Consider the following 12936-nt stretch of genomic DNA (forward strand, 5'->3'; position numbering starts at 1 on the left):
GGGTCGCTTAATAGGATGGTCAGCCCGATCCTCACTCAGTGGACTACGCTGAGTGAGGATTTTGTCCTTCTGGAGGACCATCATGGACACGGTATCGCTGATCGGAGTCGATCTCGGCAAGCACTGCTTCCACCTGCATGGGCAGGATGCGTCAGGCAGGATGGTGTTCCGTAAGAAGCTCACGCGTAGCCAGATGTTCACGCTGCTGGGCAATTTCCCGAGTTGTACGGTGGTCATGGAGGCCTGCGCCGGTGCGCACTGGATCGCCCGCCGACTTCAGGCGCTGGGCCACGAGGCCAAGCTGATTTCCCCTCAGTTCGTCAAACCGTTCCGGCAAGGCAACAAGAACGATTTCGCGGATGCCCAGGCGATCTGCGAAGCTGCTTCACGACCGAGCATGCGTTTCGTGAGCCCGCACAACGAAGCTCAGCAGATCGTTTCAGCCTTGCATCGCGTGCGCGGGGGGCTGGTGCGCGAGCGCACCGGCACGATCAACCAAATTCATGCGTTTCTGTTGGAATTCGGCATCAGCTTGCCGCGCGGCATGGCGGTGATCCGGCGACTGCCCGCCGTGCTGGAGGCAGAATCGTTGCCGCCGCGGCTGGTAAGCGTGATCGAACGTCTGCACGCGCACTGCAAGTATCTGGACGAGCAGATCCATCAGCTCGAACGTGAGTTGCTTACCCAGCTACACGAGGACGAACGCAGCGAGCGGCTGCTCGAGATTCCCGGCATTGGCCCGATGACCGCCAGCGTGTTGATGTCGGAGTTGGGCGATGCGCGCCAATATGGTTCGGCAAGGCAGTTTGCGGCGTCGGTCGGGCTGGTGCCGCGGCAGTACAGCACCGGCGGCAAACCAACGCTCCTCGGCATCAGCAAGCGCGGGGACAAGGAATTGCGGCGGCTGCTGGTGCAATGTGCGCGGACCATCATGCAGCGCATCGAGCACCGCACGGATGCATTGGGCGTCTGGATTCGCGGCCTGTTGGCGCGACGACATTCGAACGTAGTGGCTTGCGCGTTGGCCAATAAATTGGCGAGGATCGCGTGGGCCATCCTCGCCAAAGGGACACACTACCGAAGCACCGAGGCTGTTCCCGCGGTCTGACGCTTCGTGTCGCTTACGGCTTCAGTTGCAGCAGTCACACCTGGTTTTGCGACGCGAGATAAGTGAAGGCATAAACGACTCAACGGCCGGACAAGTAACCTGACAACAAAAACAGCATCTCAATGCTGTACGCTTTTTGAGGTTTGCCCGGCGCGGCTCCCATCATGGGGCTGGATCACTCCATCCACGACCCCGGATAGATTCGAGCAAGTCCACTTTAGGTCAACACTGCCTCGCTTGCAAAAATCGGGCTGACCATAGATTTTGTTTGGGCAGCCAATGCGCGAAGCATGCCGCCTGTATGTATGTGGCTGCGTCATGCACGACAGCCGAAGGAAGCGGCATGCGAGCCGCTTCAGAACCCCCAGAACATCAACCACCATGCGCTGTCGACGACCGCCAGCCCGACGGCGAACCATGCGAACGCCGCGAGCCGGCGCGGCCACGCCGCATAGCGCCCCGTCACCTTCCACGCGAGCCACGCACTCCATACGTTGGCGCCGACCAGAATCGCGATGCGCACATCGGTTGCCCAGCCGAGCGGCACATGCTCGGCGCGCAGCAACGACAGCGTCGTGGCCGACAATCCGAGGAACACGCCCGCCCCCGCGATCGGGATCAACGCCTGGGCGAGGTGATGCAGGCGCACGCGATCGAAGCGGCCGAGCATCAGCGTCGCGCCGGCCAGCAACACCAGCAGCGCCGTGCCGTACACGAGTCCCGTGCCGACGATGTAGCTGACGACCAGCCCGCCATCGAGCCAGGAAAACACGTCGTTGCGATCCGGATAGTGCGTGAGCAGGAACCACGGCGCATTGGTCTCGAGCGGCCACGTGATGTCGTGGTCGATCAGCCAGCCCGCGAGCCATTGCTTGATCTGCACGAACCACGGGCTGACGGTCCAGTGGAACGCGCCGATCGCCACGCCGAGCAGGCCGTACAGGATCAGTGCGGTGTCCCACGGGTTGGCCCGCTCCGCACCGAGGTTCACGACTTCGTCGGACGGCGAGCGCAGCGACAGCGAGATCGCGTCGCGGTGCCCGCTGCAGCGGCCGCACATATGGCAGTCCGCCGCGCCCTTCATGTTGCGCAACGGCACGAGCGGCGCGCAGTTGATCGGAATCACGCGATGGCCGTGCTCGCCGTTCTTGTACGAACGGCGCCACGCATCCTCGTCGACCTTGTAGCGCATCGGCGCGAGTCGCGCGAGCAGCCCGAACACGCCGTTGACCGGGCACAGGTACTTGCACCACACGCGTTTCTCGCGGCCGTACAACAGGCCGATCACGATCGCGCCGACGGTCGAGCCGCCGAGCACGAACAGCACCGCGAGCGGGTACTGGTACACACTGACCATCTGCCCGTAGATCGTCGTGATGCCGAACGCGACGAACGGCCAGCCGCCCCACCGGATCCAGCGCGGAATCGGGCCGCCACGGCCGAACTTGCTCGCATATTCCGTAAGCGCGCCCTCCGGGCACAGCACGCCGCACCACACGCGGCCGAGCATCACCATCGACAGCAGCACGAACGGCCACCAGATACCCCAGAACGCGAATTGCGCGATGAGCGTGAGGTTGTTCCACAGATGCGCGGAATCGTCCGGCAGCGGCAACACGGCCGGCACGATGATCAGGAACGCGTAGACGGCGACGACGATCCACTGGATACCGCGGATCAGCGCACCGTGGCGCTGCATCCACTGGCCGGCCTGCGCGAGCCAGCCCGGCTTGACGGCGGCGACAACGCTCATGCCGCGCGACCCGCTGCAACGGCCGGACGGCGGCTCGCGCGCTTCATCAACAACCAGACGACCGCCCAGTACACCGCATAGGCCACCAGGTTGGTCAGCGCCGGGTGCGCGCGATAGCCGGTCAGCGTCGCGACGAGCGAACCGAACGTGCCCGAATCATCGAGGATCGCGGACGTATCCCACACCTGCGAGATGCCGAGCGGCAGGATTTCCTTGTCGATCAGCTTGTCGACGCCGGTCTGGAACAGGCCCGCGCCGAGGAACAGCAGCATCACTTCGGTGACGCGGAAGAAATGCCGCCACGAGAAGACCTTGCCGCCGAGCTGCAGCAGATAGAACGTGAGGAATGCGAGGCCAAGGCCGATCACGACCGCGAGCATCTGGCTGCCGTCGACGTGGCCCGACTGGCCGAAACCGAGGCCGTACAGGAAGATCACCGTCTCGCTGCCTTCGCGCGCGATCGCGAGCGCGACCAGCACGGCGACGCCCCACCAGTTCGAATCGCGCGTGCTTTGCTGCAGCGACTGCTCCATGTCGCGCTTGAGCGTGCGGCCGTGCCGGCGCATCCACAGCACCATCTGCACGATCAGCACGCACGCGATCAGCACCATCGCCGTCTGGAAATAGTCCTGCGCGTCGCCGGACAGCACTTCGGTGAACCCGACCAGCGCGGCGCCGAGGCCGACGGCCATCAGCAGGCCGACGCCGACGCCGGCCCAGAGGAAAGGCAGGCCGCGGCGCGCGTCGTCGTCGCCGTTTTTCAGCCATGCATAGAGAATGCCGACGACGAGCAGCGCTTCGACGCTCTCCCGCCAGACGATGAACAAGATCTGACCCATCGATACCTCCTGACGCGCGGCGCAAGGGACTGGTGCGCCCGCGCGCAGATAAAACGCGTTACTTCGCGACGATCACGCCCTGTGCCTGCTGGTGGAAATCGTCGAAAAACTTGTATTCGCCCGGCGACAGCGGGGCGACGACCACGAACGAATCGGCGCCCGGCGCGAGCACCTTCTCCTTGCGCAACTGCACGCTCTCGAATTCGGCGGCGCCCTTGCCGGTGTTCCGGATCTCGATCTTGAAACGCTGGCCAGCCGGCACTTCGATGCGGGCAGGATTCAGCTTGCCATCCGTCATCTCGAGCTTGAACGTCGGCAGATCGGCTGCATGCGCCGCGCCGGCAAGCCACAGCGCAGCGGCCGCGGCAACGATTTTCTGGGGAATTTTCATTCTGGGTTCTCTACGCCGACGGCGCGCCGAAGCGCGCCGTTCGTGATGCCACCGATCAGTAACCGCCCTTCTTGCCGATACCGGCGAACGGGAAGTCGTACTCGAGCGTGATGGGCTTGAACCACGGACCCACGCCCGTTTCCTTGTCGACGTGGCGACCGAACGCCATGTGACCCGACTGCATCGGCGGCTTGACGACCATCGTCAGGTGATACTTGCCCGGGCCGGCGAGCTTCACGTTGTCGCCGTAGTGCGGGCCGTCGCTCGCGACCATGCCCATCAGGTCGCCTTCGGCCTTCCACTTCGTGTCGCCCTGCTTCGTCAGCTTGTACGTGACCTGCAGGTACGGCATCCAGTCGCCTTCCGCGAAACCGGTCGGGTTGTTCTTGACCGCATGGATGTCGGCCTCGAGGTGAATGTCGGAATCCGACGCCTTACGCATCATGCCTTCCGGGTCCATCGTGATCGGCTGCAGATACACCGCGCCGATTTCCATGCCGCCCTGGATCTGCTGCTTGCCGATCGGATACTCGGCAGCCGAGGCCGACATCGCGGCAAGCGCCGCCGCTACCGCAACCGTCGTGCGGATGAACGAAGAACCCAACATGGACACTCCTTGTTATTTGTCTGACTATCTTGACGACATGCGAGCCGCCGCCGGGGCCGCTCGCTGGAAACACTAACGCGACGAAGAACGTTAATGCGAACTATTCTCAATACATGTGGAGTTTAGCACCGAACCTGTTTCGGAACAAACGGAGAGCGCCGTAAACCCCTGATCCGACAAGGCTTACAGGCGCTTTACCAAAAGATTCGGTGACGCTTGGAAAGAGTTACCGACCGCCGCTGATGTGGTCGCCGACGTTCGCGCCGAACACGCGTTCGCGCAGCACGGCAAGCTGGTCGCGGGTCGCGGCGGCCTTCTCGAATTCGAGGTTCTTCGCGTAGTCGGCCATTTGCTTCTCGAGACGCTTGATTTCCTTCGCGAGCTGTTTTTCCGACATGTCCTCGAATTTCGCGCGCTGTTGCGCCTCCTTCAGCTCCGCACGCGCGTCGTCGGCGTTGTAGACGCCGTCGATGATGTCCTTGATGCGCTTCACGACGCCGCGCGGCGTAATGCCCATCTTTTCGTTGTAGGCGATCTGCTTCGCGCGGCGCCGCTCGGTTTCGCCGATCGCGCGCTTCATCGACTCGGTCATGTTGTCCGCGTAGAGGATCGCCTTGCCGTTCACGTTCCGCGCGGCGCGGCCGATCGTCTGGATCAGCGAGCGCTCGGCGCGCAGGAAGCCTTCCTTGTCCGCGTCGAGGATCGCGACGAGCGACACTTCGGGAATGTCGAGGCCCTCGCGCAGCAGGTTGATCCCGACCAGCACGTCGAACGTGCCGAGCCGCAGGTCGCGGATGATCTCGACGCGCTCGACCGTATCGATGTCGCTGTGCAGGTAACGCACCTTGACGCCATGATCGGCCAGGAATTCGGTCAGCTGTTCGGCCATGCGCTTCGTCAGCACGGTGATCAGCACGCGCTCGCCGGCCTTCACGCGCGCGTTGATCTCGGTCAGCACGTCGTCGACCTGCGAGCTCGCCGGGCGCACTTCGATTTCCGGATCGACGAGGCCGGTCGGCCGCACGACCTGCTCGGCGATCTGCCCCGTCACGCGCTTCTCGTAGTCGGCCGGCGTGGCCGACACGAACACGACCTGGCGCATCTTGCGCTCGAACTCGGGGAACTTCAGCGGCCGGTTGTCGAGCGCCGACGGCAGGCGGAACCCGTAATTGACGAGGTTTTCCTTGCGCGCGCGGTCGCCGTTGTACATGCCGTTCAGCTGGCCGATCAGCACGTGCGATTCGTCGAGCAGCATCAGCGCGTCGGGCGGCAGGTAGTCGACGAGTGTCGGCGGCGGATCGCCGGGCGCCGCGCCCGAGAAATGCCGCGAATAGTTCTCGATGCCCTTGCAAAAGCCGAGCTCCTGCAGCATTTCGAGATCGAAGCGCGTGCGCTGCTCGAGGCGCTGCGCCTCGACGAGCTTGCCGTCGCGATGGAAGAACTCGAGCCGTTCGCGCAGTTCGTCCTTGATCGTCTCGACCGCGCGCATCACGGTGTCGCGCGGCGTCACGTAGTGCGACGACGGGTACACGGTGAAGCGCGGAATCTTCTGCCGCACGCGCCCGGTCAGCGGGTCGAACAGCTGCAGCGTCTCGACTTCGTCGTCGAACAGCTCGACGCGCACGGCCATTTCCGCGTGTTCGGCCGGAAAGATGTCGATCGTGTCGCCGCGCACGCGGAACGTGCCGCGCTGGAAATCCTGCTCGTTGCGCGTGTATTGCATCGCGATCAATCGCGCGATCACGTCGCGCTGGCCGAGCTTGTCGCCGGCGCGCAGCGTCAGGATCATCTGGTGGTATTCGGACGGATTGCCGATACCGTAGATCGCCGACACCGTCGCGACGATCACCACGTCGCGACGCTCCATCAGGCTCTTCGTCGCCGACAGCCGCATCTGCTCGATGTGCTCGTTGATCGACGAATCCTTCTCGATGAACAGGTCACGCTGCGGCACGTAGGCCTCAGGCTGGTAGTAGTCGTAGTACGACACGAAATACTCGACCGCGTTGCGCGGGAAGAACTCGCGAAACTCCGCGTAAAGCTGGGCCGCGAGCGTCTTGTTCGGCGCGAACACGATCGCCGGGCGGCCGAGCCGCGCGATCGTGTTGGCCATCGTGAAGGTCTTGCCCGAACCGGTTACGCCGAGCAGCGTCTGGAAGGCAAGGCCGTCGCCGACGCCTTCGACGAGCGTGTCGATCGCGGTCGGCTGGTCGCCCGCGGGCGGATAGGGCTGGTAAAGCTGGAACGGCGACCCTTCGAAAGTGACGAATTTGGATTCGTCGAGCGCGTCGCCGACTTCGGCATGATGTTCGGACATGGAATGCGGCCGGAGCAAGGGCAAAGAAAGCATTCTAGCGCTTCGCGGCCGCGCGAACTGCTGTCGGCTCCTGACGCGGGACGGCCGCCCCGAATCGCGATTCGCCGCCCGAATCGCGACGGAATCACCGCCCCTGCCCCCACGAATTCGCTACAATGTCAGGCTGCTGCGCTTCCCGGCGTCGCGCCGTGGGCGCGGTCCACTGCGCCCGCCCCGCCGGCTGAAAGCCTGACCCTCTTTTCACTACTGCCGAATCATCATGTCGCTCTTCTCCGCTGTCCAGCTTGCTCCCCGCGACCCGATCCTGGGCCTGAACGAAGCCTTCAACGCCGATGCGCGTCCGACCAAGGTCAACCTCGGCGTCGGTGTGTACACGAACGAAGACGGCAAGATTCCGCTGCTGCGCGCGGTGCGCGACGCGGAGAAGGCACGTGTCGAGGCCGGCCTGCCGCGCGGCTACCTGCCGATCGACGGGATCGCCGCCTACGATGCGGCCGTGCAGAAGCTGCTGCTCGGCAACGACTCGCCGCTGATCGCGGCGGGCCGCGTGGTCACGGCCCAGGCACTGGGCGGCACGGGCGCGCTGAAGATCGGCGCCGATTTCCTGCGCACCCTGAATCCGAACGTGAAGGTCGCGATCAGCGATCCCAGCTGGGAAAACCACCGCGCGCTGTTCGAAGCGGCCGGCTTCGAAGTCGTCGCGTACCCGTATTACGATGCGGCCACGAACGGCGTGAACTTCGAGGGCATGCTGTCGGCGCTGAACGGCTACGCGGCCGGCACGGTCGTCGTGCTGCACGCGTGCTGCCACAACCCGACCGGCGTGGACCTCACCGAAGCGCAATGGCAACAGGTCGTCGACGTCGTGAAGGCGCGCAACCTCGTGCCGTTCCTCGACATGGCCTACCAGGGCTTCGGCGAGAACATCGAAGCCGATGCCGCTGCCGTGCGCCTGTTTGCCGCGGCCGACCTGAACGCGTTCGTGTCGTCGTCGTTCTCGAAGTCGTTCTCGCTGTACGGCGAGCGCGTCGGTGCGCTGTCGATCATCACGTCGAGCAAGGAAGAAGCCACGCGCGTGCTGTCGCAACTGAAGCGCGTGATCCGCACGAACTACTCGAACCCGCCGACCCACGGCGGCGCGGTGGTCGCAGCCGTGCTCGCATCGCCGGAACTGCACGCTTCGTGGGTGCAGGAACTCGGCGAAATGCGCGATCGCATCCGCGCGATGCGCAATGGTCTCGTCGAGCGCCTGAAGGCAAGCGGCGTCGATCGCGATTTCAGCTTCATCAACGCGCAGCGCGGGATGTTCTCGTATTCGGGCCTGACCTCGGCACAAGTCGATCGCCTGCGCGACGAGTTCGGCATCTATGCGGTCGGCACGGGCCGGATCTGCGTCGCCGCGCTGAACACGCGCAACCTGGACGCGGTCGCCAATGCGGTCGCAGCGGTCCTGAAGTAAAGCCGTGCCGGGCGGCAGCCGTCACCGGCCCCGCCCTGCCGACATGAAAAACGCGCTCCACGGAGCGCGTTTTTTTGTGCCGTCCAGTCCAGCGCGGTGGGCGGCGACACCGCCCGCACCCGCGTTACTGCATGAACCAGCCGTGGCTGACGACCACCGACTGGCCCGTGAGCGCGGCGCTCGGGAACGCCGACAGGAACAGCACCGTCTGCGCGACGTCCTGCACCGTCGTGAACACGCCGTCGACGGTGTTGCCGAGCATCACCTTCTTGATCACTTCCTCTTCGCTGATGCCGAGCTCCTTCGCCTGCTCCGGAATCTGCTTGTCGACCAGCGGCGTGCGCACGAAGCCCGGACACACGACGTGCGAGCGCACGTTGTGCTTCGCGCCTTCCTTCGCCAGCACGCGGGCGAGGCCCAGCAGACCATGCTTGGCCGTCACGTACGCCGACTTCAGCGGCGACGCTTCGTGCGAGTGCACCGAACCCATGTAGATCACGACGCCGCCGCGATCGTCCTTGTACATGTGCTTGAGCGCGGCCTTCGTCGTCAGGAATGCGCCGTCCACGTGGATCGCCTGCATCTTCTTCCAGTCGGCGAATGAATAGTTCTCGATCGGGTTGACGATCTGGATGCCGGCGTTCGACACGAGGATGTCGACCGAGCCGAACGCTTCGGCCACCTTGTCGATGCCGCTGTTCACGGCGTCCTCATTGGTCACGTCCATCGCGACGCCGATCGCCTTGCCGCCTGCCTTGTTGATCTCGTCGGCGACCGCGTTCGCGCCGTCCTGGTTCAGGTCGGCGATCGCGACGGCCGCGCCGGCCTTGGCCAGCTCCAGCGCGATTTCCTTGCCGATGCCGCTCGCGGCGCCCGTGACGACTGCGGTCTTGCCGCTCAGATCTGCTGCCATGTCCGTCTCCTTCCGTTATCGGATCGATGAAACACGCACCCGCCGCATCCGCGTTCATCGCGAAATCGCATCAGCGTGCCAGCCGTCATTGTGCACGATCGGCCCCGCCGTTCGTGCGCAAAACGTCTAAGCTTAAGGTCGGTTCCGTTCAGCAGGAGATTCTCATGCACTATCGACGGCTAGGCCGCTCCGGCCTGCAGATCAGCGAGCTTTCACTCGGTTCGTGGGTGACGTACGGCAACCAGGTCGACCAGCGGGTCGCGCGCGAATGCCTCGCCGCGGCACGTGATGCAGGCGTCAATTTCTTCGACAACGCCGAGGTCTACGCCGGCGGCAAATCCGAGGAAATCATGGGCCATGCGCTCAAGTCGCTCGACTGGCCACGCGTCAGTTATATCGTGTCCACGAAGTTCTTCTGGGGGCTCGCAGAAGCCCCGAACCAGTATCACACGCTGAACCGGAAGTACCTGCTGAACGCGATCGACGGCTCGCTGCGCCGGCTACAGCTCGACTATGTCGACCTCGCCTATTGCCATCGCCCCGATCCGCATACGCCGATCGAGGAAACCGTCTGGGCGATGAGCGACATGATCGTGCGCGGCAAGGCGCTGTACTGGGGCACGTCGGAATGGAGCGCCGACGAAATCCGCGCGGCATGCGAGATTGCCGAGCGGCATCATCTCCACAAGCCGGTCGTCGAACAGCCACAGTACAACCTGTTCCATCGCACCCGGGTCGAGCAGGAATATGCGCGGCTCTACGACGATTACGGTCTCGGGCTCACGACCTGGAGCCCGTTGGCGTCGGGCCTGCTCACCGGCAAGTACCGCAACGGCGTACCCGCCGGCAGCCGCGCGCAGTTGCAAGGCTACGACTGGATGCGCGAACGCCTGACCGATCGGGCCGCCAACGACATCGTCGAACGGCTCGGCGAAATTGCGGCCGAATTCGGCTGCAGCACCGGCCAGTTGGCAATCGCGTGGGTGCTCGCGAACCCGCGCGTGAGTTCGGTCATCACGGGTGCATCGCGGGTCGACCAGATCGGCGACAACATGCGCGCGCTCGAGGTTGCCGCGAAGCTGACGCCGGACGTGAAGCAGCGCATCGAGGCGGTGGTCGGCGATGCATACGAGTAAGGCGACTCACGGCCACTCGCGTACAATACGCGGCCGCATCGGCGCCCGGCCTGACGGCCGCGCACGATCGACCGTTTTCATCGATTCACCTTTCGTTTCAGGCAGCCAGCCATGCTCAGTTATCGTCACGGTTTTCACGCAGGCAACCACGCGGACGTGCTCAAGCACGCCGTCGTCGTCCAGCTGCTGCGCTACCTGAACAAGAAAGACAAATCGTACTGGTACATCGATACGCACGCAGGCGCCGGCGTGTACTCGCTGCGCGACGGTTATGCAGCGAAGACGTCGGAATTCGATACCGGCATCGGCCGACTGTGGAACGAAAAGAACCTGCCGGAGGCACTGGGCGACTATGTGGACGAAGTCCGCGCGCTGAACGACGACGGCGAACTGCATTTCTACCCGGGCTCCCCGTACATCGCATGGCGGTCGATGCGCGAGCAGGACCGGATGCGCCTGTTCGAAATGCATACGACGGAAATCGATGTGCTGCGCCACAATTTCCGCGATGCCGGGCGACGCGCGATGATCTTCGCCGGCGACGGCTTCGAAGGTATCAAGGCGCTGCTGCCGCCGCCGCCGCGACGTGCACTCGTGCTGATCGATCCGTCCTACGAGGACAAGAAGGATTACGCGCGCACGGCGAGCTGCGTGACGGAATGCCTGAAGCGTTTCTCGACCGGCTGCTATGCCATCTGGTATCCGCAGGTCACGCGGACGGAATCACAGCGCTTTCCCGAGCAGTTGAAGCGTCTGCAGCCGAACAACTGGCTGCACCTGACGCTGACGGTGTCGAATCCGCCGACCGACGGACTGGGTCTCTACGGCAGCGGGATGTTCATCCTGAATCCGCCGTATACGCTCGCCCAGAGCATGAAAGAGGTCCTGCCCTATCTGGTCGAGAAGCTGGGACAGGATAGCGGCGCCCGCTTTCAAATCGAGCACCGCGGCAACTGATCGGGCGACTGGTCGTTACGGCTGCGGTCTCGGCGCGAGCCTGGGCTGGTTGGCCGGCTGCCCGCCCCACGCGGGAACATTGATATATGGCGCGACGAACAGCGGAACCGACGTGTTCGGCGCCTGCCCGGCTGGCGCCCGCATGCCTGCCGGCTCGACGATCGGCTCGGAAGACAACGGCGCCGTCTGCAATACCAACCCGCCCTTGCCGTCCTGGATACCGCGCTGTGTATCAAGAACGAGCGGCTTGGTCGACGTCGCGGCACCGGCCGCGAGGCCATGGGCGAGCACGACCGCACCCAGAACGAGACGCGCGCGGGCACTGCGACGCACATCGACACACAAACGCATGATCGGGACCTTCAGGATGAAAAGCAGGTCCATACCATAGCGCTGCACCGACGATTTCGCCAGAGCCGGTGCACAAAAAAACAAAGCCCCGTCAATACGGGGCTTGCTTATCGTTCGGTGCCGCGCGGCACCTGACGGTGACTCCGATTACAGCGAGTAGCCGTTGGTTTCGAGCGAGCGGATGCGGCTCTCGAGCTGGACGATGTCCGACGACGTGGCGAGGTAAGCCTCACGGCGTTCACGTTCTGCGGATTCGAACCAGTTGCTCAGCTTTTCGACGATGTAGGCGATCATGACGTTCTCCAAGGAAGAGGGACCCCTGGTGAATCGAGATTCAGGGATTTCCCGTATAGGGTTATCCCGAATTATAGCGACGCCGCACCAAGATGCTAGTGAAATCCTTGCATGGCACCCATTCCATTTTGGAATGTTGGCATGCGAACCGCATCTAACTCATTGATTTATATAGATGTTGGGTCGAAGCCTGTTTTGAGGCGCGAGAGCGCGCACTAATTTGGGTCGCCGATAGGGTCAGCCAAGCGCGCCAAAATCGGGCATTCGGGCCGACCGTCACCATGACAGTGCGCGGCCAGATCGACCAGCGTGTCGCGCATGTCGCTCAATTCGGCGATACGTCTGTCGAGTTCGGCCACGTGCTCGAGAGCAATCGATTTCACTTCAGCGCTGGCGCGTGAGCGATCCTGCCAGAGCATCAGCAGCTTGCGAATGTCTTCGACGAGAAAGCCAAGTCGTCGCGCCTGACGGATGAACCGCAGGATATGGATTTCGTCTGACCCATAGATTCGGTAGCCGGCATCGGTCCGTTTGCTGGGCGCAAGAAGACCGACCTGTTCGTAGTACCGGATCATTTTTGCACTGACGCCGGATTCGCGCGACGCGTCGCCGATATTCATTCCCCGCCCTCTTCATGAAGCCCTGGTTTCGAACGCGAACGTCGACGATACCCTCATCGACGACTGTTCGATCGTATCAAATCGCGTGGTTTCGTTCCGGGGAAGGCTTGGCAGAAGGAGCGCAGGCGGTTTGATCTGGCGTGCGTAACGGCGGGTTATGAGGGCGCTTCGCCACATACTTTTATGGCGCC

The 12936-nt window shown here is 63.6% G+C and carries 13 protein-coding genes; 4 read left to right on the forward strand and 9 right to left on the reverse strand.

Going from position 1 to position 12936, the window contains the following annotated elements:
* The first annotated feature begins 82 nt into the window (after positions 1–82).
* Positions 83–1108: an IS110 family transposase gene (locus tag AP428_RS08655; RefSeq protein WP_011549396.1), complete on the forward strand. Its 1026-nt coding sequence runs from the start codon at positions 83–85 to the stop codon at positions 1106–1108.
* Positions 1109–1463: 355 nt separating this feature from the next.
* Here the strand turns inward: AP428_RS08655 and AP428_RS08660 are convergent, their stop codons facing one another.
* The 5 genes from AP428_RS08660 to uvrB all read right to left on the reverse strand — a co-directional run bounded on the left by AP428_RS08660 (position 1464) and on the right by uvrB (position 7015).
* On the reverse strand, positions 1464–2861 hold the full coding sequence (locus tag AP428_RS08660; RefSeq protein ID WP_053525977.1) for a 4Fe-4S binding protein: 1398 nt from the start codon (positions 2859–2861) through the stop codon (positions 1464–1466).
* Positions 2858–3700, reverse strand: a complete 843-nt coding sequence (locus tag AP428_RS08665; protein ID WP_054928001.1) for an FTR1 family protein — start codon at positions 3698–3700, stop codon at positions 2858–2860. The genes AP428_RS08660 and AP428_RS08665 overlap by 4 nt, the downstream gene beginning before the upstream one ends.
* Before the next feature lie 58 nt (positions 3701–3758).
* Positions 3759–4091 carry a cupredoxin domain-containing protein gene (locus AP428_RS08670; protein WP_006478303.1) on the reverse strand — a complete coding sequence of 111 codons (333 nt, stop codon included), beginning with the start codon at positions 4089–4091 and terminating at the stop codon, positions 3759–3761.
* Between the two features lie 55 nt (positions 4092–4146).
* Positions 4147–4698 carry an iron transporter gene (locus AP428_RS08675; RefSeq protein ID WP_006483880.1) on the reverse strand — a complete coding sequence of 184 codons (552 nt, stop codon included), beginning with the start codon at positions 4696–4698 and terminating at the stop codon, positions 4147–4149.
* Between the two features lie 226 nt (positions 4699–4924).
* A complete protein-coding gene (gene uvrB, locus AP428_RS08680) occupies positions 4925–7015 on the reverse strand; it encodes an excinuclease ABC subunit UvrB (protein WP_027807217.1) in 2091 nt (696 codons plus the stop codon).
* Positions 7016–7274: 259 nt separating this feature from the next.
* Here uvrB and AP428_RS08685 point away from each other — a divergent pair, with 259 nt between their 5' ends.
* Positions 7275–8474, forward strand: coding sequence for an amino acid aminotransferase (locus tag AP428_RS08685; protein WP_006478300.1), 1200 nt, complete (start codon positions 7275–7277; stop codon positions 8472–8474).
* Positions 8475–8598: 124 nt separating this feature from the next.
* Here the strand turns inward: AP428_RS08685 and AP428_RS08690 are convergent, their stop codons facing one another.
* A complete protein-coding gene (locus AP428_RS08690) occupies positions 8599–9387 on the reverse strand; it encodes a 3-hydroxybutyrate dehydrogenase (RefSeq protein WP_054928002.1) in 789 nt (262 codons plus the stop codon).
* A 164-nt stretch (positions 9388–9551) separates the two neighbouring features.
* Here AP428_RS08690 and AP428_RS08695 point away from each other — a divergent pair, with 164 nt between their 5' ends.
* Both AP428_RS08695 and AP428_RS08700 read left to right on the forward strand, forming a co-directional pair.
* Positions 9552–10523 carry an aldo/keto reductase gene (locus AP428_RS08695; protein WP_011694330.1) on the forward strand — a complete coding sequence of 324 codons (972 nt, stop codon included), beginning with the start codon at positions 9552–9554 and terminating at the stop codon, positions 10521–10523.
* Positions 10524–10634: 111 nt separating this feature from the next.
* Positions 10635–11480 carry a 23S rRNA (adenine(2030)-N(6))-methyltransferase RlmJ gene (locus AP428_RS08700; RefSeq protein ID WP_011549391.1) on the forward strand — a complete coding sequence of 282 codons (846 nt, stop codon included), beginning with the start codon at positions 10635–10637 and terminating at the stop codon, positions 11478–11480.
* 15 nt (positions 11481–11495) lie between these two features.
* On the opposite strand, the gene AP428_RS08705 is transcribed toward AP428_RS08700, so the two are convergent.
* The 3 genes from AP428_RS08705 to cueR all read right to left on the reverse strand — a co-directional run bounded on the left by AP428_RS08705 (position 11496) and on the right by cueR (position 12745).
* Positions 11496–11864: a hypothetical protein gene (locus AP428_RS08705; protein ID WP_011694331.1), complete on the reverse strand. Its 369-nt coding sequence runs from the start codon at positions 11862–11864 to the stop codon at positions 11496–11498.
* A gap of 114 nt (positions 11865–11978) precedes the next feature.
* Complete coding sequence (locus AP428_RS34885) at positions 11979–12125, reverse strand: DUF3563 family protein (protein ID WP_006478295.1); 147 nt, start codon at positions 12123–12125, stop codon at positions 11979–11981.
* A gap of 215 nt (positions 12126–12340) precedes the next feature.
* Positions 12341–12745, reverse strand: a complete 405-nt coding sequence (cueR, locus tag AP428_RS08710; RefSeq protein WP_011549389.1) for a Cu(I)-responsive transcriptional regulator — start codon at positions 12743–12745, stop codon at positions 12341–12343.
* Between the last annotated feature and the right edge of the window lie 191 nt (positions 12746–12936).

Origin of the sequence: Burkholderia sp. E168m22 (assembly GCF_001319805.1) — a bacterium.
Taxonomy (GTDB): domain Bacteria; phylum Pseudomonadota; class Gammaproteobacteria; order Burkholderiales; family Burkholderiaceae; genus Burkholderia; species Burkholderia orbicola.